The organism is Petropleomorpha daqingensis (genome assembly GCF_013408985.1).
GTDB classification, from domain to species: domain Bacteria; phylum Actinomycetota; class Actinomycetes; order Mycobacteriales; family Geodermatophilaceae; genus Petropleomorpha; species Petropleomorpha daqingensis.
Genome location: NZ_JACBZT010000001.1, coordinates 4,919,215 through 4,944,174 on the forward strand (window position 1 = coordinate 4,919,215; position 24,960 = coordinate 4,944,174).

At 73.5% G+C, this 24,960-nt stretch carries 26 protein-coding genes; 18 read left to right on the top strand and 8 right to left on the bottom strand.

Going from position 1 to position 24,960, the window contains the following annotated elements; translation table 11 throughout:
• Positions 1-4 precede the first annotated feature (4 nt).
• On the bottom strand, positions 5-1,555 hold the full coding sequence (locus tag GGQ55_RS24215; RefSeq protein WP_179721209.1) for an ABC transporter substrate-binding protein: 1,551 nt from the start codon (positions 1,553-1,555) through the stop codon (positions 5-7).
• 184 nt (positions 1,556-1,739) lie between these two features.
• On the opposite strand from GGQ55_RS24215, the gene GGQ55_RS28645 reads away from it, so the two are divergent.
• The 6 genes from GGQ55_RS28645 to GGQ55_RS24245 all read left to right on the top strand — a co-directional run bounded on the left by GGQ55_RS28645 (position 1,740) and on the right by GGQ55_RS24245 (position 7,542).
• Positions 1,740-2,558, top strand: coding sequence for an IclR family transcriptional regulator (locus tag GGQ55_RS28645; protein ID WP_179721211.1), 819 nt, complete (start codon positions 1,740-1,742; stop codon positions 2,556-2,558).
• A 65-nt stretch (positions 2,559-2,623) separates the two neighbouring features.
• Positions 2,624-3,571, top strand: a complete 948-nt coding sequence (locus GGQ55_RS24225) for an alpha/beta hydrolase (protein WP_179721213.1) — start codon at positions 2,624-2,626, stop codon at positions 3,569-3,571.
• On the top strand, positions 3,568-5,022 hold the full coding sequence (locus GGQ55_RS28650; RefSeq protein ID WP_179721215.1) for a glycoside hydrolase family 43 protein: 1,455 nt from the start codon (positions 3,568-3,570) through the stop codon (positions 5,020-5,022). Before GGQ55_RS24225 ends, GGQ55_RS28650 begins: the two co-directional genes overlap by 4 nt.
• Positions 5,019-6,194 carry a glycoside hydrolase family 1 protein gene (locus GGQ55_RS24235; protein WP_179721217.1) on the top strand — a complete coding sequence of 392 codons (1,176 nt, stop codon included), beginning with the start codon at positions 5,019-5,021 and terminating at the stop codon, positions 6,192-6,194. The genes GGQ55_RS28650 and GGQ55_RS24235 overlap by 4 nt, the downstream gene beginning before the upstream one ends.
• Positions 6,195-6,253: 59 nt before the next feature.
• Positions 6,254-7,042 (top strand): hypothetical protein, encoded by a 789-nt coding sequence (locus GGQ55_RS24240; protein WP_179721219.1) that lies wholly within the window; start codon positions 6,254-6,256, stop codon positions 7,040-7,042.
• The gene (locus GGQ55_RS24245) at positions 7,039-7,542 is read left to right on the top strand and encodes a putative immunity protein (protein WP_179721221.1); all 504 of its coding nucleotides are present in this window, start codon (positions 7,039-7,041) and stop codon (positions 7,540-7,542) included. Before GGQ55_RS24240 ends, GGQ55_RS24245 begins: the two co-directional genes overlap by 4 nt.
• A gap of 7 nt (positions 7,543-7,549) precedes the next feature.
• On the opposite strand, the gene GGQ55_RS24250 is transcribed toward GGQ55_RS24245, so the two are convergent.
• From GGQ55_RS24250 to GGQ55_RS24275, 6 genes are read right to left on the bottom strand one after another with little or no spacing between them, the layout of a single operon-like run.
• Positions 7,550-8,335: a PhzF family phenazine biosynthesis protein gene (locus tag GGQ55_RS24250; protein ID WP_179721223.1), complete on the bottom strand. Its 786-nt coding sequence runs from the start codon at positions 8,333-8,335 to the stop codon at positions 7,550-7,552.
• Between the two features lie 25 nt (positions 8,336-8,360).
• Positions 8,361-9,110, bottom strand: a complete 750-nt coding sequence (locus GGQ55_RS24255; RefSeq protein ID WP_179721225.1) for a hypothetical protein — start codon at positions 9,108-9,110, stop codon at positions 8,361-8,363.
• 35 nt (positions 9,111-9,145) lie between these two features.
• A complete protein-coding gene (locus GGQ55_RS24260) occupies positions 9,146-9,805 on the bottom strand; it encodes a DUF308 domain-containing protein (RefSeq protein WP_179721227.1) in 660 nt (219 codons plus the stop codon).
• Between the two features lie 34 nt (positions 9,806-9,839).
• Positions 9,840-10,859 (bottom strand): zinc-dependent alcohol dehydrogenase, encoded by a 1,020-nt coding sequence (locus GGQ55_RS24265; protein ID WP_179721229.1) that lies wholly within the window; start codon positions 10,857-10,859, stop codon positions 9,840-9,842.
• 5 nt (positions 10,860-10,864) lie between these two features.
• Positions 10,865-11,626, bottom strand: coding sequence for a dihydrodipicolinate synthase family protein (locus GGQ55_RS24270; protein ID WP_179721231.1), 762 nt, complete (start codon positions 11,624-11,626; stop codon positions 10,865-10,867).
• 25 nt (positions 11,627-11,651) lie between these two features.
• Positions 11,652-12,482, bottom strand: a complete 831-nt coding sequence (locus GGQ55_RS24275; protein WP_366490158.1) for a nucleoside hydrolase — start codon at positions 12,480-12,482, stop codon at positions 11,652-11,654.
• Between the two features lie 133 nt (positions 12,483-12,615).
• Here GGQ55_RS24275 and GGQ55_RS24280 point away from each other — a divergent pair, with 133 nt between their 5' ends.
• From GGQ55_RS24280 to GGQ55_RS24300, 5 genes are all read left to right on the top strand, one after another.
• A complete protein-coding gene (locus GGQ55_RS24280) occupies positions 12,616-13,170 on the top strand; it encodes a quercetin 2,3-dioxygenase (RefSeq protein ID WP_179721235.1) in 555 nt (184 codons plus the stop codon).
• Positions 13,171-13,239: 69 nt separating this feature from the next.
• Positions 13,240-14,157 (top strand): alpha/beta hydrolase fold domain-containing protein, encoded by a 918-nt coding sequence (locus tag GGQ55_RS24285; protein ID WP_179721237.1) that lies wholly within the window; start codon positions 13,240-13,242, stop codon positions 14,155-14,157.
• Entirely contained in the window at positions 14,154-15,005 is an 852-nt protein-coding gene (locus tag GGQ55_RS24290) for a fumarylacetoacetate hydrolase family protein (protein WP_179721239.1), read from the top strand. The genes GGQ55_RS24285 and GGQ55_RS24290 overlap by 4 nt, the downstream gene beginning before the upstream one ends.
• The gene (locus GGQ55_RS24295; RefSeq protein WP_179721241.1) at positions 14,995-16,317 is read left to right on the top strand and encodes a DUF3500 domain-containing protein; all 1,323 of its coding nucleotides are present in this window, start codon (positions 14,995-14,997) and stop codon (positions 16,315-16,317) included. The genes GGQ55_RS24290 and GGQ55_RS24295 overlap by 11 nt, the downstream gene beginning before the upstream one ends.
• Positions 16,318-16,378: 61 nt before the next feature.
• The gene (locus GGQ55_RS24300; protein WP_179721243.1) at positions 16,379-18,037 is read left to right on the top strand and encodes an FAD-dependent monooxygenase; all 1,659 of its coding nucleotides are present in this window, start codon (positions 16,379-16,381) and stop codon (positions 18,035-18,037) included.
• On the opposite strand, the gene GGQ55_RS24305 is transcribed toward GGQ55_RS24300, so the two are convergent.
• The gene (locus GGQ55_RS24305; protein ID WP_179721245.1) at positions 18,024-18,422 is read right to left on the bottom strand and encodes a VOC family protein; all 399 of its coding nucleotides are present in this window, start codon (positions 18,420-18,422) and stop codon (positions 18,024-18,026) included. The genes GGQ55_RS24300 and GGQ55_RS24305 overlap by 14 nt on opposite strands.
• Positions 18,423-18,469: 47 nt before the next feature.
• Here GGQ55_RS24305 and GGQ55_RS24310 point away from each other — a divergent pair, with 47 nt between their 5' ends.
• From GGQ55_RS24310 to GGQ55_RS24340, 7 genes are all read left to right on the top strand, one after another.
• Positions 18,470-19,351, top strand: coding sequence for a GNAT family N-acetyltransferase (locus GGQ55_RS24310; RefSeq protein ID WP_179721247.1), 882 nt, complete (start codon positions 18,470-18,472; stop codon positions 19,349-19,351).
• Positions 19,352-19,404: 53 nt separating this feature from the next.
• Complete coding sequence (locus GGQ55_RS24315) at positions 19,405-20,082, top strand: hypothetical protein (RefSeq protein ID WP_179721249.1); 678 nt, start codon at positions 19,405-19,407, stop codon at positions 20,080-20,082.
• Positions 20,079-20,900, top strand: a complete 822-nt coding sequence (locus tag GGQ55_RS24320; protein WP_179721251.1) for a glucose 1-dehydrogenase — start codon at positions 20,079-20,081, stop codon at positions 20,898-20,900. The genes GGQ55_RS24315 and GGQ55_RS24320 overlap by 4 nt, the downstream gene beginning before the upstream one ends.
• The gene (locus GGQ55_RS24325) at positions 20,897-21,829 is read left to right on the top strand and encodes a cyclase family protein (protein ID WP_179721253.1); all 933 of its coding nucleotides are present in this window, start codon (positions 20,897-20,899) and stop codon (positions 21,827-21,829) included. The genes GGQ55_RS24320 and GGQ55_RS24325 overlap by 4 nt, the downstream gene beginning before the upstream one ends.
• A gap of 12 nt (positions 21,830-21,841) precedes the next feature.
• A complete protein-coding gene (locus GGQ55_RS24330; protein ID WP_179721254.1) occupies positions 21,842-23,449 on the top strand; it encodes a GMC oxidoreductase in 1,608 nt (535 codons plus the stop codon).
• 151 nt (positions 23,450-23,600) lie between these two features.
• A complete protein-coding gene (locus GGQ55_RS24335; protein WP_179721255.1) occupies positions 23,601-23,831 on the top strand; it encodes a hypothetical protein in 231 nt (76 codons plus the stop codon).
• Between the two features lie 311 nt (positions 23,832-24,142).
• Positions 24,143-24,928 (top strand): hypothetical protein, encoded by a 786-nt coding sequence (locus GGQ55_RS24340; protein WP_179721256.1) that lies wholly within the window; start codon positions 24,143-24,145, stop codon positions 24,926-24,928.
• Positions 24,929-24,960 lie beyond the last annotated feature (32 nt).

Genomic DNA, 24,960 nt, shown 5'->3' on the forward strand with positions numbered 1-24,960 from the left:
AGCGTCAGCTCGCCGGGGTGATGCTGGACAGCACGAGGAAGTTGTTCGTGCCGGCGAAGGCCGGCTCGGCCACCTTGCTCGTGTTGTAGCCGAAGTACGTGTAGTCCTCGTAGATCGGCAGGTACCAGCCGTCGTTGGTGATCGCCGCGTTGAGAGCGGTCAGCGCCTGGTTCTGGGCGTCGCCGGTGGCACCGAGGGCGGCACCGAGCGACTGCTCGATGTCCGGGTTGGTCGCCTTCTGCAGGTTCATGAAGCCGCCGTAGACGACGCCGGCCACGAAGCCTGCCGGGTTGCTGCCGATCGAGAACGGCCCGAACCCGAGCGGCTGGGTCGCGGCCGCGGCGAAGATCTGGTCCGTCGAGGTCGCCGTCACGATGTTCATCGTCACGCCGATCTCCGACCACTGCTTCTGCACCGCGAGCATGTCCTCGGTGGGCTGACCGCCGATGGTGATGTCGAACGAGAAGCCGTTCGCGTAGCCGGCGTCGGCCAGCAGCTGCTTGGCCTTGGCCTGGTCGTAGGCGTAGGTGTCGTTCAGCGTCGCATCGAAGCCCTGGGCGTCGGCCGGGAACAGCTGCTTGGTGCCCTGGGAGCCCTGGTGCAGCGTCTTCACGATCGTCTCGTCGTCGATCGCGTACAGCAGCGCGAGCCGGACGTTCGGGTCGCCGAACGCCGGGTTGGTCGCGCCGGTCTTGTCGAAGACCGGGAAGCCGACGATCGTGCCGCCGACCTTGACCGTCGCCTGCCGCGAGTTCACCTGGTCGATGACGCTCGGGTCGAGGGTGCCGCCGACGTCGGCCTGGCCGGAGATGACGGCGTTGGCCAGCGACTGCGCGTCGAGGATGACCTTGAAGACGATGTGGTCGTAGGACCACTGGTCGGCGTCGTGGGCGTCGGACTGCTTGTCCAGCGTGTACGTGCTGGCCTTGGTGGTCTTGCCGTCGTTGATCTCGTAGGCGCCCGAGCCGTCGGGCGTGGTCTGCAGCGAGTCCGGGTTCGCGATGCCGTCGGGCCCCACGATGATGCCCGCGGTGTCGGCCAGGTTGTTCTCCGGCGTCGCCTGCGCGGACTTCCAGGTGATGACGACGGTCTGCGCGTCGGGCGCCGCGACGTCGGTGATCTCGCTGGCGCCGCCGGGCGCGATCGAGCCGTAGGCGACCAGATCGCTGTCGCTGCGCCGGTCGAGGTTGGCCTTGACGACGCTCGAGTCGAGCTTCTTGCCGTCGGTGAAGGTGATGTCGCTCTTCAGGTGCAGCGTCGTCGTGAGGTTGTCGGCGCTGTTGGAGAAGTCGCTGACCAGGTCGGGCTGCGCCTTGCCGTCCTTGTCCGTGACGAACAGCGCGTCGTAGAGGGCGCCGAAGAACGTGTACTGGCCCTGCGAGTAGAGCAGCGCGTCGTAGCCGTTCGGCGCGGCGTCGGCGTTCAGGGCGATGGTCACGGTGTCGCTGGCGCTCTGGCTGCTGCTGCCGCCGCTGCCCCCACTGCACGCGGCGAGCGAGCCGAGCGCGAGCGCCGCGGTCACCGCCACGCCGGTGCGGGTCGTGAATCGATTCATGTCGGTTCTGGCTCCTTCGCCTGAAACGGAGGGGTCGTGTGAGGGCCGGACGGCCGGGTCGAGGCGCGCGGCCCGACTTGAGTGGCAACGATGCGGTCGGCGTCACAAGGGCGTCAGGCACAATGCCGCTCAATGGAAAACAACTGTGGTCCCCGCCTCATCGTGAACAGGGGGTGACCGAACCGTGACCGAGCCGTCTCCTGCGCCGTCCCGGGTCCGCGGTCGCCGTCCTCCCCAGGGGGACCCGGTCGTCGACCGGGCGTTCGCCCTCCTGGCCGCCTTCGACGCCGGCCACCGGTCGCTGACCCTGGGCGAACTGAGCCGGCGCAGCGGCATCCCGACCAGCTCGACCCTGCGGCTGGCGGGGCGGCTGCAGGCCTGGGGCGCGCTCGAACGCGGCACGGACGGGCGGTTCACCGTCGGGCTGCGGCTGTGGGAGGTCGCCTCGCTCGCCCCGCGCAGCCAGGGGCTCAAGCAGGTCGCCCTGCCGTTCATGGGCGACCTGGAAGAGGTCACCCGCCAGCACGTGCTGCTCGCCGTCCGCGACGGCGAGGACGCGCTGCTGGTCGAGCGGCTCTCGGCGCACCAGGCGATGCCGGTGCTCTACCGGGTCGGCGGGCGGCTACCGCTGCACTCCACCGGCGTCGGGCTGGTGCTGCTCGCCTTCGCCGAGTCGGCCTTCCAGGAGCACATGCTCGCCCAGCCGCTCATGCACCAGCCGGAGAACGTCGCCGTCTCCCCCGCCGCGCTGCGCCGCACCCTGGCCGAGGCCCGCCGCGAGGGCCTGGTGACCATCCGCCGCCGCGCGCCGCAGCCGCTGGTGAGCGTGGCCGCGCCGATCTTCGGGGCAGACGACACGGCCGTCGCGGCGCTGTCGGTGGTGGTCCCTCGCGAGAACGCCGAGCCGCGACTGCTCGGGCCGGCCGTGCGGACGGCGGCCCGCTCCATCTCCCGAGGCCTCGGTGCCCGCCGCTCGATCGGGGCCTCTGCCTCGGCGTCCTGACTTCACCGTGCCGCTCAATGGCACGCCCCTGGGACGGTGCACGGGGATTCCGTGACCATCGCGCCGTGCCGATCCACCCGCGCATCGCCGAGAGGCTCTCCCTGCTCGAGGGCGTCACCTCGTTCGAGGAGGCCATGGCCGACCCGGCGCAGAAGGCGTTGCTCGACGAGTTCATGTCGATCACCGGCGCCCCGCTGCCGCCCCAGGTCGAGACCCGGGACGAGACGGCCCCCGGTCCCCACGGACCGGTGCCGGTCCGCGTCTACCTCCCCGCCGGCGACACCGGCGACCGCCCCGCCCTGGTCTGGGTGCACGGAGGCGCGTTCGTCGGCGGCGACCTCGAGATGCCCGAGGCCGACTGGACCGCCCGGCAGATCTGCGAGCGCGCCGGCGCCGTCGTCGTCAGCGTCGACTACCGGCTCTGCCTGGACGGGATCCACTACCCGGTCCCCCACGACGACGTCCTCGCCGCCTACCGCTGGGTGCGGGACGGCGCGAACGAGCTCGGCGTCGACCCCGAGCGCATCTCGCTCGGCGGCGCCAGCGCGGGCGGCAACCTGTCGATCGGCGTGGCCCTCAAGCTCCGTGACGAGGACGGGCGGCCGCCGGCGGCGCTGCTGCCGATCTACCCCGTCGCGCACGCGGTCGTCCCGCCGGCGTCGGCGTCCCTGGCCGCGCGGATGGCCGAGGTGCCGAACCTGCTGCGGTTCTTCCCGCCGCAGATGCGGTGGCTCAACGAGAACTACCTCGGCGGCCCGCTGTCGACCGCCGACGGGTACGCCTTCGGCGCGCACGCCGTCCTCGAGGGGCTGTGCCCGACGCTGGTGATCAACGCCGAGTACGACGACCTGCGCTCCTCCGGCGAGGCCTTCGTCGCGCAGTGCGCCCTGGCGGGTGTCGACGTCCGGCAGGTGACCGCCGTCGGCATGCTGCACGGCTTCCTCAACACCCGCCCCGACATCGAGCCGGTCGGGCGGGCGCTCGACCTGATGGCGCAGGTCGTTCGCGGGTGAACCCGATCCTCCCGGGGTTCAACCCGGACCCGAGCGTCGTCCTCGTCGACGGCACCTACTACCTGGTGACGTCGTCCTTCGAGTACCTGCCCGGTCTGCCGGTCCACCGCAGCACCGACCTGCGGACCTGGGAGCAGATCGGCAACGTCGCCACGCGGCCGGAGCAGCTGGGCCTCGAGCACGTGCCGACGCCGGGTGGGGTCTGGGCGCCGACCATCCGCCACCGCGACGGCGTCTTCTACGTGATCGTCACGGTGTTCCTCGGCGGCCGGGGCTGCGTCGTCTTCACCGCGACCGACCCGGCCGGGCCGTGGAGCGACGGCACCCCGATCCCGGCCGTCGACGGCATCGACCCCGACCTGACGTGGGACGACGATGGCACCGCATACGTCACCTTCGCCGGCTTCCCGCACCCGATCCGGCAGGTCACGGTCGACCTGGCCACCGGTGAGGCGCTCGAGGAGGTCCGCCCGCTGTGGGCGGGCAGCGGCCGGTTCGCCCCCGAAGGCCCGCACCTGTACCGCCACGGCGAGCACTGGTACCTCCTGATCGCCGAGGGCGGCACCGACCGCGGGCACGCGGTGAGCATCGCCCGGGGGCCATCGCCTGAAGGCCCGTGGGAGACCAACCCGGCCAACCCGGTGATCACCGCCTCCGGCACCGAGAACGAGGTGCAGAACCTCGGCCACGCCGACCTGGTCGAGACGCCGGACGGCGGCACCGCCCTGGTGCTGCTCGGCGTGCGCCCGGTGGGCTTCGGGCACGCCTTCTCACCGCTGGGCCGCGAGACCTTCCTCGCCCCGGTGCAGTGGGTCGACGGCTGGCCGCGCGCCGATCTGGTGACGCCGACCGGCACGCCCGACGAGGACGTCGTCCTCACCCCCGACCTGCACGACCCGGCGTGGCTGTCCGTCCGCCGCACCCCGGTCGAGGTCGCCGACGTGCGCGCGGGGAGCCTGGTGATCACCGGCGACGGCAGCGACCTCGACGACCCGCGCCCCTGGTTCCTCGGCCGCCGGCAGCGGCACATGACCGCCACCCTGTCCGCCCGCGTCGACGCCTCGGCCGGCCGCGGCGGCCTGGCCGCCCGGCACGACGAGGTCCACTGGTTCGCCATCGAGGCGGAGGACGGCATCGTCACCGCCCGCGCCTCGCTCGCCGGATTCGAGCGCAGCTGGTCCGCCGAGGTGCCGCCCGGTGAGGTCGAGCTGCGGATCGAGCTGCAGCGGCCGCCGACCGGCTTCGTCCCGGCCGCCGCGGGCGGCGGCACCGTGCGGCTCGTCGCCGGGAACCGCGTGCTCGCCGAGTTCGACGGCCGCTACTGGTCCTTCGAGGTGGCCAAGTCCTTCACCGGCCGGGTGCTCGGCGTCTACGCCGCCGAGGGCACCGTGACCTTCTCCGACCTCCGCTACCGCGGCACCGACGACGTCCCCCAGGAGATGCACCGATGAGCACCACGTTCCCCGACGGCTTCCTCTGGGGTGCCGCGACCGCCGCGCACCAGGTCGAGGGCGGCAACGTCAACAACGACCACTGGGAGATGGAGCACGCGCCGCACACGCCGTTCGTCGAGCCCAGCGGCGACGCCTGCGACTCCTACCACCGCTGGCGCGAGGACCTCGACCTCGTGGCCGGCGCCGGGCTCAACACCTACCGGTTCAGCCTCGAGTGGAGCCGGATCGAGCCGGAGGAGGGCGAGTTCTCCCGCGCCGCGCTGGACCACTACCGGCGGATGGTCGACGGCTGCCGCGAGCGGGGTCTGAACCCGCTGGTCACGCTGGTGCACTTCACCCAGCCGCGCTGGCTGCTGCACGACGGCGGCTGGACCGGCGCCAAGACCGGCGACCGGATCGCCCGCTACACCGAGTTCGTCGCGCCGATCCTGGACGACGCCGCGTACGTCGCCACCATCAACGAGCCCAACCTCATGGCCACCCAGCCGGTGATGGCCCGGATGGCCATGAGCGGTCAGGAGATCAAGGGTCTGCCGCGCCCCGACCAGGAGGTCGCCGACGCGCTCATCGGCCTGCACGGCCGGATGACCGACGCGCTGCGCGGCGTGCGCCCGCCGGTGGGCTGGACGCTGATCGGCCGGGAGAACATCGCCGAGGACGGCGGCGAGGACGTGATGCGCGCCGAGCGGGCGGCGTTCGAGGACCAGTTCCTCGAGGTGGCGCGCGGCGACGACTGGGTCGGGCAGCAGATCTACACCTGCGCCCGCTTCGGCCCGGACGGCCTGGTCGCGCCGGCGCCGGAGCTGCACACGCTGGCCCACGGCATGGAGCGCCGGCCGGAGGCGCTGGGCGCGGCGGTCACCCGGGCGGCCGAGGTGCTCGGCGGCAACACGCCGATCCTGGTCACCGAGAACGGCATCGCCACCGCGGACGACGAGGACCGGATCCGGTTCACCACCGATGCGCTGACCGGCCTGGCCGCCGCGATCGAGGGCGGCGCCGACGTCCGGGGCTACGTGCACTGGAGCCTGCTGGACAACTTCGAGTGGATGCTCGGCTACCGGCCCACCTTCGGTCTCGTCTCGGTCGACCGGACGACGTTCGCCCGGACGCCGAAGCCCAGCCTCGCCTGGCTCGGCGAGGTCGCCCGCCGCAACGGCCTGGTGTGAGGCTCTCCCCTGCCTGACCAGCCCTTGTCCGGGAGTTCCAGCAGGGGAACGCTCGGCGCATGGACGGGTCCGATGACCGACGCGCGCAGCAGAGCCGTCGCGCCGAGCAGACGTCCGAGCGCCTCCAGGAGGACATCCGCCGACTGCAGCAGCGCCTGAGCCGGGGCGCCGAGGCGGTGGCCGCGACCGAGGGCCGCGTCGCCGCCACCAACCTCACCCTGGCCGAGCGGGCCCTGCGGGAAGGCCGCCTCGAGGACGCGCAGGGGCTGCTCCGCGAGGCGGCGACGGCACTCCGGGCCGTCGAGCACGAGCATCTCCGCGCGGATCTCTGGCCAGGCCCGGATCCCGCCGAAGCAGCACGGATCGAGCGGCGGCGGCTCGCCGCCGACCGCGCCCGGGACGACGCGGCCCGGCGGCGGGAGCAGGCCGGCCACCGGCGGGACGAGGCGGCCCTGAGCCGTGAGATCGCCGCGCAGCTGCGCGACGAGGCGGCCGCCGAACGGGACCGGCGGGCCGGCGAGCGGGCCACGGCCGCGGGGCAGCGCGACGCGGCGGCCGACGAGCGCTCGGCACAGCGCGCGCGGTCGGCGGACCGGCCGCCCGACGACGGGAAGCAGCAGGGGGCCATCGATGCCGAGGTCGACGAGACCTACCAGGCCTGGGCCGACGAGGACCGTGCGCGGACCCTGGCCGATCGGGCGGCCGACGCGGCCGATCGCCTCGCCGCCGAGCAGGACCGCCTCGCCGCGGAGCAGGACCGCGTCGCGGCGCAGCAGGACCGCGAGCACGACCGCGCCGACCGCGAGCACGCCTCCCGTGACCGAGCCGACGAGGACCGCGCCCCGTGATCCTGCCGAAGGAGCGGAACCCGCGGCTGATCACGGTCCGGCGCGGCGGAAGCCTGACCGACGCCGAGCACCACCTCCTGGCGCTGTGGGCGGCCGCGTGCGCCGAGCACGTGCTGCCGCTGTTCGAGGCGGTCCGGCCGGACGACGACCGCCCCCGGCAGGCGATCGAGGCCGCCCGCGCCTGGGTGCGCGGCGAGCTGCCGATGATGCAGACCCGCGCGGCGGGCGGCCATGCCATGGGCGCGGCCCGGGACCTTCGCGGCGCCCCACGCTTCGCCGCCTACGCCGCCGGCCAGGCCGCGGTGGTGGCGCACGTCGCCGAGCACGACCTGGGGGCCGCCGCCTACGCGATCAAGGCGGTGCGGGCGGCCGACGGGGACGACGCGGGGCGGCTCGAGTGCCGGTGGCAGCGGGACCAGCTGCCCGATCCCGTTCGGGACCTCGTGCTCGACGACCAGCGGCGGCGCAACGACATCTGCTGGGGCGCGTTCGACTGCTGACCGGGCGTCAGAGCTCGATGCAGCCCTCGAGGTAGAAGGCGCACCCGCCGGACAGGTGCACCCGGTCGCCGACGAGCCGGCAGCTCAGCTCACCCCCGCGCCGGGACGCCTGGTGGGCGAGGAAGGTGTCCTTGCCGGTGCGGGCGGACCAGAACGGCACGAGCGCGCAGTGCGCTCCGCCGGTCACCGGGTCCTCGGGGATCCCCTTCGCCGGCGCGAAGTACCGGCTGACGACGTCGTGGGCGCCGTCCCCGGCGGCGGTCACCACGACCCCGGTGCGGTCGAGCCGGGCGATCGCCGCGAGATCCGGTTCGAGCGACCGGACGTCGTCGGCGGTGGGCAGCAGGGCGAGGTAGTTGCTCCCGTCGACCGCCGTCTCCTCCGGTGTGACGCCGAGCGCGTGCGCGAGGGCCGGTGGCAGCGGCACGCTGCGCACGGTGCGGGCCGGCAGGTCGATCCGGTAGACCGAGCCGTCGCGCTCGACGGTCAGCGGCCCGCTGGCGGTGTCGAAGACGACGCGATCGCGGCCGGGCTCCAGGCGCTCGAGGACGACGGCGCCGGCAGCCAGCGTGGCGTGCCCGCACAACGGCACCTCCACCGTGGGCGTGAACCAGCGCAGCCGGTCCGCATCGGTGGACCGCACGAGGAACGCCGTCTCGGCGAGGTTGTTCTCCGCGGCCACGGCCTGCAGGAGCGCGTCGTCGGGGAACCGCTCCAGCACCACCACCGCGGCCGGGTTGCCGGTGAAGCGCCGGGTGGCGAAGGCGTCGAGCTGGAAGATCGGGACGCGCACCGCCGAATCGTAAGGAAGACCGAGGTCAGACCGGGAAGGTCAGCTGCTCGGGCCCGGTCGGCGCGTGCCCCGCGACCCGCCGCGCCGCCGTCCGCCGCTCGGTGGTCCGCCGGCGGTGCACCGCGCGGGCCTGCTCGACACCCGGCGCCGCGAACCCGTCCGGGGTCAGCCGGCAGGAGCTCAGCGGGACCCAGCGGACCCGCTCGTCGACGTCGCGCACGCCGACGATCAGCCCCCGGTTCTGCCGGCGCAGCTCCAGCGCGAGCCCGCGCACGGCGGCCTCGGTGACCGCGGCCGATTCCGCGCCGGGGCCGTAGAGCCAGGTGACGTGCCGGTGCTGGGCGCGGTCGGCGTCGTCCCGCTCCCGCCAGGCGACGTCCGGCAGCGGCGCGAGCTGCACCTCCAGGACGGCGTCGACCTCGTCGACCACGATCTGCAGGTCGACCGCGCCGTCCGGCGCCTGCAGGGTGCGCGTCCGCGGACCGAACCCCTGCTCGGCGAGCCACGCCGTCAAAGCGGGCTCGTAGCGCAGGTGCTCGTACGCCGGTCCGGCATCGGCCTCGGCGAACCGGCACCAGGCTGCCGTGTCGGCGTGCCGGAAGCCGCGCGCACCGGCGACGAGCCGCTCGCCGCACCCCCCGGCGTGCGTGGAGCACCAGAACCGGCCGCGGTAGTGCGTGACGACCAGCCGCGCACCGGCGGGGTCGGCGGGCAGCTCGACGGCATGCGTGCCCGCCGGCCCGTCGGTGACCGCCCACCGCAGCTCGCTCGACACGCCCGCACCGTACGGGCGGGGTCCGACAGGAATCGCTACGGCGCCGCGGTCTGCGGGACGTCGGCCGTCCGCTGCTCCTGGCGCGGGACGACCGGCGGCGCCTGCGGGGGCACCCCTCCGTCGCGCAGCCGGCGCAGCGAGAACGCCAGCATGACGTCGGAGATCGCCCGGAAGACCGACATGAAGCCGACCCACAGGAAGATGAAGGACGCACGGCCGGCGAGGTCCCAGATGCGGTCGGAGGACGAGACCCAGATCGCCAGCAGGATGAGCAGGCCGCCGGTGACCAGGTCGAGCCACCAGTGCGGGGTCTCGCCGTTGAGCGCGATCCCCCTCGCGAGCGTGACGATCCCCTGGAGGAACAGCAGCAGCCCGAGGACCGACGCGAGGGCGAAGAAGGTGTTGACCGGCCGGACGAACGCCCAGATCGCGCCGAGCCCGAAGAACACCGCCAGCGCGATGTGCAGCACCGCCCAGCCGCCGCCGACCGCGGCCGCCAGAGCCCCCTCGTTGATCGCCGCGACCAGGAAGGCGACGCCGACGAGCACGCCGACCGCGACCAGCGACTTGTAGTCGGCGCGCAGGACCATCCAGGCGATGACCACCCAGAGGCCGGCGGCGATCAGCGGTACCCACCACCACCGGGCGGCCTTCTGCTGGAGCATGCCCTGCGCGGCGGACGTGTTCGCGACCATGGCGGCAAGATCCCGCCGGACACGAGCGCCGTCCTCATCCCCCGCGGACGACGCTCGGATCGACGTGGATCTTCGGCCCGCCGCCCTCCGGCCGCCGCCCCGCCAGCACGCCCCCCACCTGGTCCAACCCGACCGTCGCGGCCACGAGGGGCCGCGGGTCGACCGCGCCGCTCGCGTAGGCGGCGATCGTCGCCGCCAGCCCCGGGGAGGCGGACAGGATCCCGACCGCCGTGACGTCCCGGAGCAGCAGCGTGCGGGTGTCGATCGTGCTCGGGGTGCCGGAGATCCCGATGTAGACGACCCGGCCGCCGGGTTCCACCCGGTCCAGGGCGTAGGCGGGCGAGGCGACGTGCGTCGAGGCGTCCACGACGGCGTCGTAGGGCAGCTCGGGCAGGGAGTCGCGGGTCCACGCGGAGTCGAAGCCGAGCCCGCGGGCGAACGCCAGCGACGCGTCGGTGACGCCCAGCAGGTGCACCTCGACCCCGGCCGCGCGCAGGAACATGGCCGTGAGCAGCCCGATCGTCCCCGGCCCGATCACCAGGGCGCGGTCGCCGTCCTCCAGCCCGGTGGCCTGCGCGGCGCGCCACGCGTTGCCACCCGGCTCGACCAGCGCGCCGAGCACCTCGTCCACGCTGTCGGGCAGCTCGTGCAGCGACCACGCCGGGACGGCGAGCCGCTCGGCCAGGGCGCCGTCGCGGCCGCCGCGGATGCCGACCTCCTGCCGGTGCTCGCACACGTGCTGGCGGCCCCGCCGGCAGCGCCGGCACGTCTGGTCGCCCAGCATCGTGTCGCCCATGACCCGTCGGCCCAGCCAGGCGGGGTCGACGCCGTCGCCGATCTCGCGGACCCGGCCGCACCACTCGTGGCCCGGCCGCAGGGGGTAGGTCGAGTGCCCGGTCTGCAGGTAGGACAGCTCGCCGGTGAACAGCTCGACGTCGGTGCCGCAGACGCCGACCCGCTCGACCTCGACGACGACCTCGCCCGGTGCCGCCTCCGGGACCGGCACCTCCTCGACCGAGCAGCTCTCAGGGCCGCTCAGGACGACGGCCCGCATGGTGGTCAGGAGCCCACCCGGGTCACCGGGGAGGTGCCGAAGCGCGCCGCCGTCGCGCGCTTGTGCCCGGCCGGGAAGTCGGCGGACGCGGTCCGGTCGGCGGCCGCGATCCGGATCTGGGCCTCGACGTCGCCGGCCAGGGCGGCGATGCAGTGCTCGGGGAGGCTGTTGGCGACCGCGAGCAGGCCACCGTCCGCGCCGACCAGGCCGGCGAGGGCGAGCAGGCTGGCGGCTCCGGTGTAGAGGTCGCCGCGGAAGATCTCGCGCTCGTGCAGGAACCGGGCGGCGTCTCCCGAGGAGTCCTTGAGCCCGGAGATCGGCAGCTCCGACAGCAGGTCGACCGGGATGCCGGGCAGCGACGCACCCGGGAAGTTGTAGGCCAGCAGCGGGCCGGTGGCCGCCTTGGCGATCACCTCGAAGTAGGCCCGCGGGTCGGCGACCCGGGGCGGCGACAGCGCGAGGACGGCGTCGGCGCCGTTGGCGAAGGCGCGCTCGGTGAACTCGGCGGCCTGCCGCCCGGTGACGGCGCCGGTGCCGGCGAGCACCGGGACGTCGGCGGGGACGGCGGCGCGGACGGCGGCGATCAGCTCGTCGCGCTCCGCCGCGGTGAGCGTGGCGGCCTCCCCCGTCGTCCCCGCCGCGAGGATGCAGCGCACGCCGAGGCCGGCGAGCTGTGCGGCGAGGTCCGCGGTGGCCGGCGCGTCGAGGGCGCCGTCCGGGCGGAAGAGGGTGACCAGGGCGACGCCGACTCCGGTGAACAGGGGCATGCCCGCATCCTGCCCTGAGCGACCGTCAACGGCGACGCTCGTGCAGGCGCAGCCGGGCCAGCAGGTCGGCGAACAGCAGCCGGACGTCGACGGCGGTGTAGACGCGCCCGTTCGGGGTCTCGCGGTAGGTGCTGGACTCGTCGGCCAGGGCGGTGACCAGCACCGGCGGGCTGTCGCCCAGCGGCCAGACCCCTCCGAGCTGGACGAAGTCGGGCAGCGGCAGCTCGGTGAACCGGGTCCACAGCCACTCCCCGACCCGGCCGCTGCCCCCGAGGTCGGCCTCGAGCTCGGCCACCGAGTAGGCGCAGCTGCGGTAGGTCTCGAGGGGGAACTGCCAGATCGCCAGTCCGGGCGTGCCGAAGACGTACTCGGCCGCCACCGGGTCGGTGTCGCGGTTGTACTCGTCCGCGGCGGGGTCCAGCGCGCCGCCGATCCAGACGAGGGTCAGCCGGGAGGCGATCTCCGGAGCCTGCTGCAGGGCCTGCGCGACGTTGGTCAGGGGGCCGCCGCAGACGAGGAGCAGCGGCAGCTCGTCGTCCCGGAGGGCCTCGGCGACGATCGCGTCCGCCGCGACCGAGGCGGAGTCGCCGAACGGGCCGTTGCTGCCGGCGTGCACCGGCGGCGGCTCCGGCAGCGCGACCAGGTCGACGAGCTCCCGGGCCAGCGCAGCGCCGGCGACGGCGCCCTCCGGCTGGCCGAACACCGGGTTGATCATCGAGCTGGTCACCGCGACGACCCGGTTGGTCGGCGACAGCAGGTGGTGGGCCAGCGCGACCAGCCCGTCGGGGTCTCCGGACCAGTCGTTGTCGACGATCACCCGGCTCTGGACGGCGAGGCGCAGCTGCGGCGGAGTCACGACCGCTGACTCTGTCGGGCGCGGCGCCGTCCCAGCAGGATCGTTGCCGCTCAATGGCACCCGCGTGGGACCCGTGACGCCGCTCACCGATGCTTCGGAGACGTCACCGTCGACCCGCACCGGGAGAACGCGCATGAGCTTCGAGTACCTGATCGACCCCGCGAAGGGCCCGCAGTGGACGGGCCGGCTGCCCGGCGCGCCCAAGCCGTACGTGCTGCGCCGTGGCGAGGGTGAGACCGCGATGCTCTTCGGCGACCTGTTCACCGTGCTGCTCTCCGGCGACGAGACCGAGAACCAGTTCGGCATCATCACCGCCGACTCCCCCGCCGGCGACGTCATCCCCACGCACTCGCACAACGAGACGCACGAGACCTTCTACGTGATCGAGGGCAAGGTCCGGCTGTTCTTCGAGGACGAGGAGGGGCAGAAGCAGTCGTCGCTGCTCGCTCCCGGTGACTTCGGCTTCGTGCCGGCCGGCTTCGCGCACGCCTACCAGATCGTCGAGGACGCCCGGATGATGGGCACCCTCTCCGGCGGCTTCGAGCGGTTCTTCCAGCACATGGGCACGCCGACCGACCACGCCACCACGGACCAGCCGCCGTTCATCCCGGACTTCCCGCGCATGCAGGCCGCCGCGCAGCAGCACAACATGCAGTTTCTGCCGGACTACACCTGGCCGAACGCCTAGCCCGTCGTCCGAACGGAGGCTGAGAGCGCAGGATTCCTGCACTCTCAGCCTCCGTTCACGAGGAGAACCGTGCCCCTCCCCCTGCCCCCGCCTGCGCACGAGCAGCCGCTGCCGGCTCCGGTCGACGGCGCCGCCGGCGTGCGCCGGCTGCTCGGCGTGCCGTACGCCGCGATCCCGGGTCTCCGGCCGCTCGAGCTGGACCTGTACCTGCCGGCCGGGTCCGACGGCCCGGTGCCGGTCGTCGTCTTCCTGCACGGCGGCGGCTGGCGGATCGGCAGCCGGCACCTGGCCGGCCCGGCGTACCGCGGGCAGACGCCGACGCCGTTCGAGCGGGTCGCGCAGGCCGGCGTCGCCGTCGCCAGCGTCGACTACCGGCTCTCCGGCGAGGCGACGTTCCCGGCCCAGCTGCACGACGCCAAGGCCGCGGTCCGCTGGCTGCGCGCTCGCGCCGGCGAGCTCGGCATCGATCCCGAGCGCATCGCCGCGTGGGGCGAGTCGGCCGGCGGCCACCTCGCCGCGCTGCTCGGGCTGGTCCGCGACGAGTCGCTGGAAGGGGCCGTCGGGATCACCGGGCTGTCGAGCGCCGTCTCCGCCGTCGCGGCCTGGTACCCGCCGACCGACCTCGCCGCCGTCGCGGCCGACCTCGGCGTCGACCCGCACGACGCGACCACCCGCGAGGCGCTGCTGCTCGGCGCCCCGGCGGTCGACGTCCCGGAGCTCGCCGCGCAGGCCAGCCCGGTCACCCACGTCTCCCCCGACGCCCCGCCGTTCCTGCTGCTGCACGGCGCGGCCGATCAGCTCATCCCGTGCGTGCAGAGCGAGCGGCTCTACAGCGCGCTGGTCGAGGGCGGCGTCGAGGCGGAGCTCGATCTGTACGAAGGCGCCGACCACATGTGGTTCGGCTCGACCGAGGCCCCGGTGCAGGCGCTCGACCGCACGATCGACGTGCTGCGCCGCCGGTTCGGCCTGAAGAGAGGGCAGTCATGAGGTTCGTGGGCATCCGCCGGGACGGCGGGCCGGTGCAGGTCGCGTCGCTGTCGGACGACGGCGCGTCGGTGACCGTGGTCGCGGGGCTCGAGGAGTTCTGGGCCGACGCCGCCGGCCACCTGGCGCGCACCCCGGACGGCGAGACCGTCGCCGCGGCCGACGTGCGGTTCGTGCCGCCGGTGCTGCCCGGCGCCCGGGTGATCTGCATCGGGCTGAACTACCTCAAGCACGTCGCCGAGGGGTCGTTCGCCGGCGAGGGCGTGCCCCCGCACCCGACGCTGTTCGCCCGCTGGACCCAGTCGCTCACCGTGGGCGGCGCGGAGGTCCCGGTGCCGTCGAACGAGGACGGCATCGACTGGGAGGGCGAGGTCATGGCCTACGTCGGCAGCACCCTGGTCGACGCCACCCCGGACGAGGCGCTGGCCGCCGTCGTCGGCTACTCGACCTTCAACGACCTGACCTCGCGCCGGGCGCAGAAGCTCACGAGCCAGTGGATCCTCGGCAAGAACGGGGACGACTCCGGCCCGCTCGGCCCGCTGGTGCCGGCGGGCGAGGTCGGCGACCTGCGCGACGGGCTGCGGGTGCAGACCCGCGTCAACGGCGAGATCGTCCAGGACGGCTGCACCGACGAGATGGTCTATCCCGTCGGCGACACGCTGTCGCTGATCAGCCACACGTTCACGCTGCGCCCGGGCGACCTGCTGGCCACCGGCACGCCGTCCGGAGTCGGCTACGCCCGCGACCCGCAGTGGCTGCTGCACCCCGGCGACACCGTCGAGGTCGAGGTCGAGCGCCTCGGCGTGCTGACCAACACCGTGGTCGGGAACGGGGCCCGTCGTGGCCGGTGAGTACCGCCGGTACCTGTTCGGCCACGACCACCCGCGGCTGGCCGAGGTCCGGGGCCTGGACCCCTACAGCTACGGCGAGTTCGCCCGGAAGCCCGGCACGTTCACCGGCGGGCTGGTCGAGGGCTGGACGCCGCTGTACCGGAACGACTTCCGCGGGGTCACCGAGGACGGCGTCCTCCGCGAAGGGCTCTACCAGCTGACGCCCGCCGAGCCGGGTGAGGAGGCGCCGGTCGCCGCCATGGTGGAGGCCGCCACCGACCTGCTGTCCGTGCTCGACGAGCAGCAGAAGTCGCGACTTCTGCACCCGGTGGACGCCGTGGAGTGGCAGACCTGGGCCAACCCGGAGTTCCTGCAGTTCGACACCGGCCTGCGCCTGGACCGCCAGCCCGAGATCGTGCGGGAGAAGGCGCTGGACCTGGTCCGCGCCTCGCTGTCGCCCGAGGGGTTCGCGCAGGCGCACGCGATGATGCTGGTCAACGGCTTCCTCGGCGAGGTCGTCGACCTCGAGAGCGTGCTCAACGAGTGGTCCTACAACATCGCCCTCTACGGCGAGCCCGACCTGCGGGCGCCCTGGGGCTGGCAGCTGTACGGCCACCACGCGGCGCTCAACTGCCTGGTCGTCGAGGGCCGGATGAGCCTCTCCCCCGTCTTCCTCGGCGCCGAGCCCGACGAGATCGACGCGGGCCCGCACGCCGGTCTGCGCGACCTGTTCGCCGACCGCGTGCAGCTCGGCCTCGACCTGATGGCTGCCCTCACCGACGAGCAGCGGGCCGCAGCCACGGTCTACGCGCAGATGGTCGACCCGGCCATGCCCGAGGGCCGCGTGCACCCCGGCGACGAGCGTCACCTCGCCGGCGCCTTCCAGGACAACCGGGTGATCCCGTTCGAGGGCGTCCGCGTCACCGGCCTCGCCGAGGCGGCACAGCGGGCCGCGCGTGGCATCGCCGAGTCGTTCGTGCGGCTGCTGCCGGAGGGTCCGCGGAAGGCGCGGATGCGCGAGATCGAGGCGCACCTGGACGAGACCTGGTTCTCCTGGATCGGCGGCTCGCGGCCCGGCGACGTCTTCTACTACCGGCTGCAGTCGCCGGTGCTGATCGCCGAGCTGGACCACCACTGCGGCGTCTTCCTCGACTACGACACCCCGCAGCCCTTCCACGTCCACACCGTGCTGCGCACCCCGCACGGCAACGACTACGGCCGGGCGTGGGTCCGGCAGTGGCGGGAGCGGAACCAGCCGGTCCGAGAAGACCTCGTTCCCCTTCCGGCCAATGGCAACGGCCTACGGGAGGGTGAGCCCGGCCACCCATCCTGAACAGGCGTCGAGCGCGACCGATCCGGTCCCGGCGCAGCCTCCCCCGAACACAGGAGAACCGATGACCGACGTGCCCGCCCGCGTGCCGGTGCTGATCGTCGGCGGCGGCCCGAGCGGTCTCGCCGCCGCGATCGAGCTCGGCCGCCGCGGCGTCGAGGTGCTCGTCGTCGAACCGCGCACCGAGCTCGACCCGCTGCGGCCCCGGGCGAAGACGACCAGCGCCCGGACGATGGAGCACCTGCGCCGCTGGGGCATCGCCGACCGGCTGCGCGCGGCCGCCCCGCTGCCGGTGGGGTACGCGCAGGACGTCGTCTTCTGCACGGGCCTGTTCGGCCACGAGATCACCCGCTTCCGCAACGCCTTCGCGCTGTTCCCCGGGCGGGTCGAGGAGCTCGCCGAGGTCGGCCAGCAGGCGCCGCAGCCGCTGGTCGAGGAGGTGCTGCGCGAGGCCGCCGCCGAGCTGCCGAGCGTCACGCTGCTGGTCGGCTGGCGGGTGATGTCGGTGGTCGACGGGCCGCGCGAGGCCCGCGCCGGGCTCGAGGCGCCCGACGGCGGCCGGCACGAGGTCAGCGCCGAGTACCTGCTCGGGGCCGACGGCAGCGGGGGCATCAGCCGCGCCGCGATCGGCGCCCGCTACGAGGGCTCCTCGGGAACCCTGCCGAACATGTCGATCACCTTCCGCAGCAAGGCGCTGGAGGAGCGCCCACTGTGCGCAGATGGCATCCACTACTGGGTGATCGGCGCCAAGCGCGGCGGCCTCATGGGCCGGCTCGACCTCGACGGCACCTGGTGGGCGATCGTCCAGGGGATCGACGAGAACACCCGCGACGTCGACCCGGAGGCGCTGGTCCGCGACCTGGTCGGCACCGAGATCGACGTCGACGTCCTGGCCACCGACCCGTGGTCGGCGCGGATGCTGCTGACCAACAAGTACCGCGGAGAGCGGGTCTTCCTGGTCGGCGACGCCGCGCACCTGAACCCGCCGTGGGGCGGGCACGGCTTCAACACCTGCGTCGGCGACGCGGTCAACCTCGGCTGGAAGCTGGCCGCGGTGCTGCAGGGCTGGGCGCCGGAGTCGCTGCTGGACAGCTACGAGCCCGAACGGCGTCCGGTCGCCCTGCGCACCATCGACGCGGCCGGCAGCCAGGAGGCGTTCCTCGCTCCGTCGTTCGCCGCCGCCGACCTGGACGCGGACAGCCCGGCCGGCGAGGCGCTGCGGGCCGACGTCGCCCGGGCGCTGCAGGCCAAGGACCCGGAGTTCCACGCGCTCGGTCTGGTGCTCGGCTACGACTACCCGGACTCGCCGGTCGTCGTCCCGGACGCCGGGTCGCGCCCGGCACCCGAGGTGGTCACGTACACGCCGTCCGCCCACCCCGGCGCGCGGCTGCCGCACGCCTGGCTGCCCGACGGGACGTCGGTCTACGACCTGCTCGGCGACGGCTTCACCTTGATCAGGCTGGCCCCGGCCGCCGACGCCGGTCCCTTCGTCGACGCGGCCGCCCGCGCCGGGGTGCCGGTCCGGCTGCTGGACCTGGTGCACCTGCCGGAGCTGCGCGCCCGGTACGACGCGGACCTGCTGCTGGTCCGCCCCGACCAGCACGTGGCCTGGCGCGGGCCGGCGGACGCCGACGCCGACGCGGTGCTCGACGTCGTCACCGGCCGCGGCACCCTGCCCACCACGGTCGCCGAGGAGCGCAGCCCGGCGGCTAGCCGAGGTTGAGCTGCCAGGAGACGCCGAAGCGGTCGTTCACCCAGCCGAAGCGGCGGCTGAAGCCGTAGTCGCCCAGGGGCATCAGCACCCCGCCACCCTCGGCTAGCGCCGCGTAGAGGCGCTCGAGCTCGTCCTCGGACTCGGTCTCGATCCAGACCGAGAACGACGGGGTGAACGAGAAGCCGTGCCGGACGAAGCTGTCGGAGCAGAAGAACTCCTGCCCGGCCAGCGCGAACCGGGCGACCTGCACGGTCCCCTCCGGCCCGGGGCCGTCCGGCCCGTAGCGGCTCACGTCGAGCACCCGGCCGTCGTCGAACAGCGCCGTGTAGAAGGTCATCGCCTCCTCGGCGTTGCGCTCCTGGAACATCAGGAAGGGCGCGATCTGCTTCGGCATGCCGGGCACGCTGCCATCCGGCACGAGCCGGTGCCAGAGTGCTGGCCATGACGTCGGCAGCGCGCTGGACGGCGGCCCGCGTGGCGCACCCGGTCGCCGACCTGCAGCGGTCCACGGCGTTCTACGGCGAGCTGCTCGGGCTCCCCCGGCGCGGCGGGTTCACCGGCCACGACGGGTACGACGGCGTCTTCTTCGAGCTGCCCGGCGGCACCGAGCTGGAGCTGACCACCGGTCCGGCGCGGCCCCGGCCGGGCACGGAGGAGGACCTGCTCGTCCTCTACCTGGGCACGGCCGACGCCGTCCGCGAGGCGGCCGACCGCCTGGGGACGGCGGGCGTCACGGCCGTGCCGGCGGCCAACCCGTACTGGGACCGCTGGGGCCGCACGTTCCTGGACCCCGACGGCTACCGGGTGGTGCTCGCCGCGGCCGACCGCGCCGAGTCCGTGCTCCACGTCGAGCTCCACGACGGTCCGCGGGCCGATCTGCGGTGGTCCTTCGAGCTCGCCGAGGACTCGGCCGAGCAGCTCGACTCCTACCTCGACGCCGGTCTCGTGCTGGTGGCGGTGACCGGCGGCGGGGACGTCGTCGGCCACCTGCAGCTGGTCGGGACCGAGGACCCCGCGGTCCGCGAGCTGAAGAACATGGCCGTGCGCGCCGACCTGCGCGGCCGGGGTGTGGGCGCGCGGCTGGTCGAGGCCGCCGTCGAGCTGCTCGCCAGCGAGGACGCCACCCTGCTGCTGGTCGCCACCGGCGCCGCCGACGTCGGCAACCTGCGCTTCTACCAGCGGCAGGGCTTCCGGTTCCGCGCCGTCGAGCGGGACGTGTTCACCGAGGCGGCCGGCTACCCGCCCGGACTGGAGGTCGACGGCATCCCGCTGCTCGACCAGGTGTGGCTGGACCGCGCCGTGCCCCGCCCGGGAGAGGCGTGATCCGGCGACCGGTTCGGCTGTAACGACCGGGACTCCCGGCAGACCACGAGGGCATGACGCTCAGCACGACCCCGGCGCTGCTGGAGACCCGGGCCGCCTGGCACCGGGTCGCCGAGCACGTCCTCGCCGCCGGTCAGTTCGCCAGCACGGGTGAGATCCGGCTGCGGCCCTACCCCAGCGGGTTCTCCACCGTCGACGGCGTCGACGGTCGCCAGATCGCCGTGGTGGGCGACGAGCTCGCCGTGCTCGACGGTGATACGACCCGGTACCACCCGCTGACCACCGTGGGCGACGCCGCGCGGTTCGCCGGCGTCGAACCGGGCCTGCGCGGCTCCTATCCCCCGGCGACGTCGGCAGACCCCGACGCACCGCTGCGCATCGACCGGGGCGCGGCCCGCGTGCTGGCCGATTGGTACGCCCTCGCCGACGCGGCGCTGCGCCGGTTCGCCGAGGACCTCGGTGAACCGGCGGACCCGATCCTCTGGCCGGAGCACTTCGACCTCGGGATCACCGTCGACGCGACCAACTACGGCGCCTCGCCCGGCGACTCCGCGTTCGACGACCCGTATTTCTACGTCGGCCCGCACGAGGGGCCGACCTCCATGCACGACTTCTGGAACACCCCCTTCGGCGCGGCCGTACCGGCCCACCGGATCCCCACCACCGACCACGCCGTCGCCTTCTGCTGGGAGGGGCGGAACCGGATACGCATCGACAGGAGCACGACGTGAAGGGTCTGCAGGGCAAGAAGGCGCTGGTCACCGGCGGCAGCTCCGGGATCGGGCAGGCGATCGCCATCCGGCTGGGCGAGGAGGGCGTCGACGTCGCCATCAACTACGTCGGGCCGCCCGAGGGCGCCGAGGAGACCAAGGACGCCATCGAGCACGGCGTCGAGATCTGCATGAAGGAGATGTCGGCCGCCGGGACCCACCCGATCCTGGTCGGCGCGGACGTTTCCCAGGAGGACCAGGTCGGCGCGATGTTCGACCAGGTGCTCGGCGAGTACGGCCGGGTGGACTTCCTGGTCAACAACGCGGGCATCCAGATCGCCGCGGACACCGAGGAACTACCGGTCGCCGCGTTCGACAAGGTGCTCGCCGTCAACCTCCGTGGCGCCTTCCTGTGCGCGCAGCAGGCGATCCGGCACTGGCTCGGCGCCGGGATCCCTGGGGCGCTGGTGAACGTGTCCAGCGTGCACCAGGTGATCCCCAAGCCGCGGTTCGTCGGCTACTCGGTCTCCAAGGGCGGGATGCAGAACCTCACCCACACGCTGGCGCTCGAGTACGCCGCCCGGGGCATCCGGGTCAACGGCATCGGCCCCGGGGCCACGGTCACCCCGATCAACCGCTCGTGGATCGACGACCCGGTCAAGCGCGAGATGGTCGAGAGCCACATCCCCATGCGCCGGGCCGGCGACGCCGAGGAGATGGCCGCGGTCACCGCGTTCCTGCTCTCCGACGAGGCCGCCTACATCACCGGCCAGACGCTCTTCGTCGACGGCGGGCTGACCCTGTACCCGTCGTTCGAGACCACGTGGTCCTCGGAGTGACGCAGACCGACAGCCCGCCGTCCGTCCTGGAGCGGACGGCGGGGTGGTTCCCCTCGCGGTGGGGTCCGGACGACGAGGCGGGCGCGCTCAACGAGATCACGCCGGCCTCGGTGCTGGCCGCGGTCTCGCTGGTGCGAACCGGGCGGGTGCTCGACCTGGCGCACGTGCTGCACGCCGACGTCCCGGCCTTCCCGGGGCGGACGTACCGCTCGTACCTGACCACGAACGCCCACCACGTCAACCGCCGCCGTCCGGACGCCGGCCCCGACGGCTGGGGCCGCAACGCCGTGAACTGGGTGGTCGAGCAGATCACCGCCACCCAGCAGATGGGCACCCACCTCGACGCGCTCAACCACCTGCAGGTCGGCGACCGCACCTACAACGGGCACCGGCTGGCCGACATCGCCGAGGAGCACGGCACCAACCGGCTCGGCGTGGACACCCTGCCGCAGGTCGTCACGCGAGGGCTGCTGCTGGACGTGGCGGCGGTCCGCGGCGTCACGTGCCTCGAGCCCGGCGACGTCGTCACCGTCGCCGACACCGAGGCCGCGCTCGGCGGGCTGTCGGTGCGACCGGGCGACGCCGTCCTGTTCCACACCGGCTGGGGCCGCCTGTGGGGCGCCGACGACGACCGGTACGCCGGCGGCGAGCCGGGCCCCGGCCTGGCGCTGGCCGCCTGGCTGGCCGATCACCGGGTGGCGCTCACCGGCTGCGACACCTGGAGCTACGGCCCCGTTCCGGCCGAGGACCCGGCCGAGCCGTTCGTCGTCCCGCAGACGCTCAACGTCCGCCACGGCGTCGTCGTGCTGGAGAACCTCCGCCTGGCCGAGGCGGCCGACGCCGGGCTGCGCGAGTTCCTGCTCGTCGTCAGCCACGCCAAGCTGCGCGGCGCCACCGGCGCCTGGATCACCCCGCTCGCCATCACCTGACCAGGAGCAACCATGCCCGAGCACGTCGACGTCATCGTCATCGGATCCGGCGCGGGGGGCGGCACCGTCACCTGGGCCCTCGCGCCCACCGGCAAGAAGATCCTGCTGCTCGAGCGCGGCGACTGGCTGCCCCGGGAGATCGAGAACTGGAGCCCGACCGCCGTCTGGGCCGAGGGCCGCTACCACAACAGCGGCGAGTGGACCGACGGCGCCGACGGCAGCAGCTTCGCCCCCAAGCAGAACTACTACGTGGGCGGCAACACCAAGTTCTACGGCGCGATCCTCTACCGCTTCCGGGAGCGCGACTTCGGGCCCGTGCAGCACGTCGACGGCACCGCCCCCGCCTGGCCGATCAGCTACGCGGACCTCGCGCCCTACTACGACCGCGCCGAGCGGCTCTACCAGGTGCACGGCACCCGCGGTGAGGACCCCGACGAACCGCCGGCCTCCGGCCCGTATCCCTGGCCGGCGATCAGCGACGAGCCGCGGATCGCGCAGCTGCGCGAGGACCTGCGCGCCGCCGGGCTGCACCCCTTCTCCCTGCCCAACGGGATCCTGCTCGACGAGGGCCGTCCGCACCTGTCCGCGTGCGTCCGGTGCGCCACCTGCGACGGCTACCCGTGCCTGGTCAACGGCAAGGCCGACTCCGCCGTGATGTGCGTGGAGCCGGCGCTGCGGTACCCGAACGTGACGCTGCGCACCCGTTCCCGGGTGGTGCGGCTGGAGACCGACCCGACCGGGCGCAGCGTGAGCCGGGTCGTGGTGGACCGGGACGGCGAGCGCGAGGAGTACACCGCCGACGTCGTCGTCCTGGCCGCCGGGGCGATCAACTCCGCGGCCCTGCTGCTGGCCTCGGCAGGCGAGCGGCACCCGGCCGGCCTGGGCAACGGCTCGGGCCACGTCGGCCGGCACCTCATGCTGCACAACAACTCCGGGCTGACCGCGTTCTCCAAGACGCCGAACCCGACGAAGTTCCAGAAGACCCTCGGGGTCAACGACTTCTACTGGTCCGACCCGTTCGACCCGGACTGGGGGTTCCCGGTCGGGTCGATCCAGATGAACGGCAAGAGCGAGTCGGTGCTGATCGGCTTCGACGTCCCCGAGGCGCGCGACCCGGCCGACCTGGCGCGTCACTCCATCGACTTCTGGCTGACCACCGAGGACCTGCCGCTCGACGAGAACCGGGTCACCGTCGATCGCGACGGCGCCATCTCGTTGCACTACACCCGCACCAACGCCGCCGAGCACGACCGGCTGCGGCAGCGGCTGCAAGGCCTGCTCGAGGCCATCCGCTGCGAGCAGGACGTCTACGAGGACCTACAGCGGCAGTACGCCGGCGGCCAGCTGGGCATCGGCGGTGTTGCTCACCAGAACGGCACCATCCGGTTCGGGCCGGACCCGACGACGGCGCCCTTGGACGTGGACTGCCGGATGCACGAGGTCGACAACCTCTACGTCGCCGACTCGAGCTTCTTCGTGTCCAGCACCGCGGTGAACCCGACGCTGACGATCATCGCCAACGCCCTGCGAGTCGCGGACACCGTCGCCGAGCGCCTCGGCGCCCCTGCCGCGCAGATCCCGCAGCCCCGGCCCGAGCCCGGGGTGCGGGCCGTCGTCTGACCGGGCGGGTGATTCCGGCCCACACCGTTCCGTTGACATAGAGCGATGACGCGCGCGGACGGTCGGGTGGACCGCTTGCCACCTCCGCCCTCGCCCGGTTTGTCTGCGGGTGCGGGCGCCGAGCGGCGGTGCCGCGACCACGGAGCGTGGGATGCCGATCTGGAGCGTGCAGGACACCCAGGGCGTTGACGAGACGATCGAGGCCGGGCTGGTCGCGACCGAGGGCGGGGCCCTGGTCGCCCTGACCGACGACGGTCTGCTGTTGCGGGCGTGGGCACCGGGCCACTGGCGGGACGTCCGGCGGATCAGCTCGGCCCCCGCGGACGAAGACGACGACAGCGTCCCCGGCACCGGATTCCTGGTGGGGCTGCCCCGCCGCTGACCGCACGGCACCGCCTGTTCCACCGGCGCCGCGGCCGTGGCCGCCGTCGATGAGTCGACACGGAGATGAGTCGACACGGAGACGTGCTGCCCGTGCCCCGAGCGGCCGACTGTGGCCATCTCCCAGCCGGAAGTCACGTTCCCGCGGGAACGTGGTCAAGGTTCCTGGCTTGACGACGTTCCCGCGGGAACGTGTCCCGGTGCCGGTGGGCGAATGCCCTTGAGCGGCCCACCTAGGGACAGGTCGCTCATGCGAGTCAGGCCCCTGTCCGAGCCGCGTGTACGGGTTGCCTGACTCGGCATCCTGGTCCGGTGACCATCGAGAACGGGAAACCCGGCGACGACGTGATAGCCGGCGCGATGACCACGGCGGGATTGACCAAGCTGATGCGTGCAGCCGCTACCTCTTGGACGACGGCCGAGGGCGTGACACGGCACTGGCGTCGCCAGGACCTGGTCGTCCGCGCGTTCAATCGCTACTTCGAGGAGCTGAGCCGGCAGGCCCCGGCCGGCTCGGTGGCCCACTTGACAGCGCTCGGAAGCCCGGACAACGCGGCGGACGACCCGGCGGATGAGGTGATCGAGACGGTGCTCGCCGTTGCTGCCGACCGTCCGCTTCGGCGGCGACGGGCCGAACTCGTGGCTGCCCGTGGCGCCGAACTTCGCGCGGATCTGCTGGTGCTTGACGGGGACACGTTCTGGGCGCGGACGGGCGGCGACGTCCTCACCAACCACGGCAACCCGGACCACAGCCACGGCGGTGCCGAGATCATCGACCAACTGCTGTGTCCGAGCTATGTGCCGGCGCTCTTCTCGCTCACGCCACACGGCACCACTCAGCTCGCCGGTCGCACCTGCGTGGAGGTGACCGCCCGGCCCCGCACGGACGTCTCCGATGACGAGCGCTGGGACTGGCCCGGAGAGCCGTTCGGCATGATCACCGGCGGGGAGGAGTTCCGGCTCGCCGTCGACGCCAGCACGGGGGTGATCGTCCGCGCGAGCAAGTTCGTCGATGGAGAGCTGGCAGAGGTCACGGAGTGGCGAGAACTTCGGCTGGGTCCGGAGCTCGCTGCGTCGCTGTTCGCATCAGTGGACTGAGCGCCCGCAAGTGTCTCAGAGCGGCCCACTAA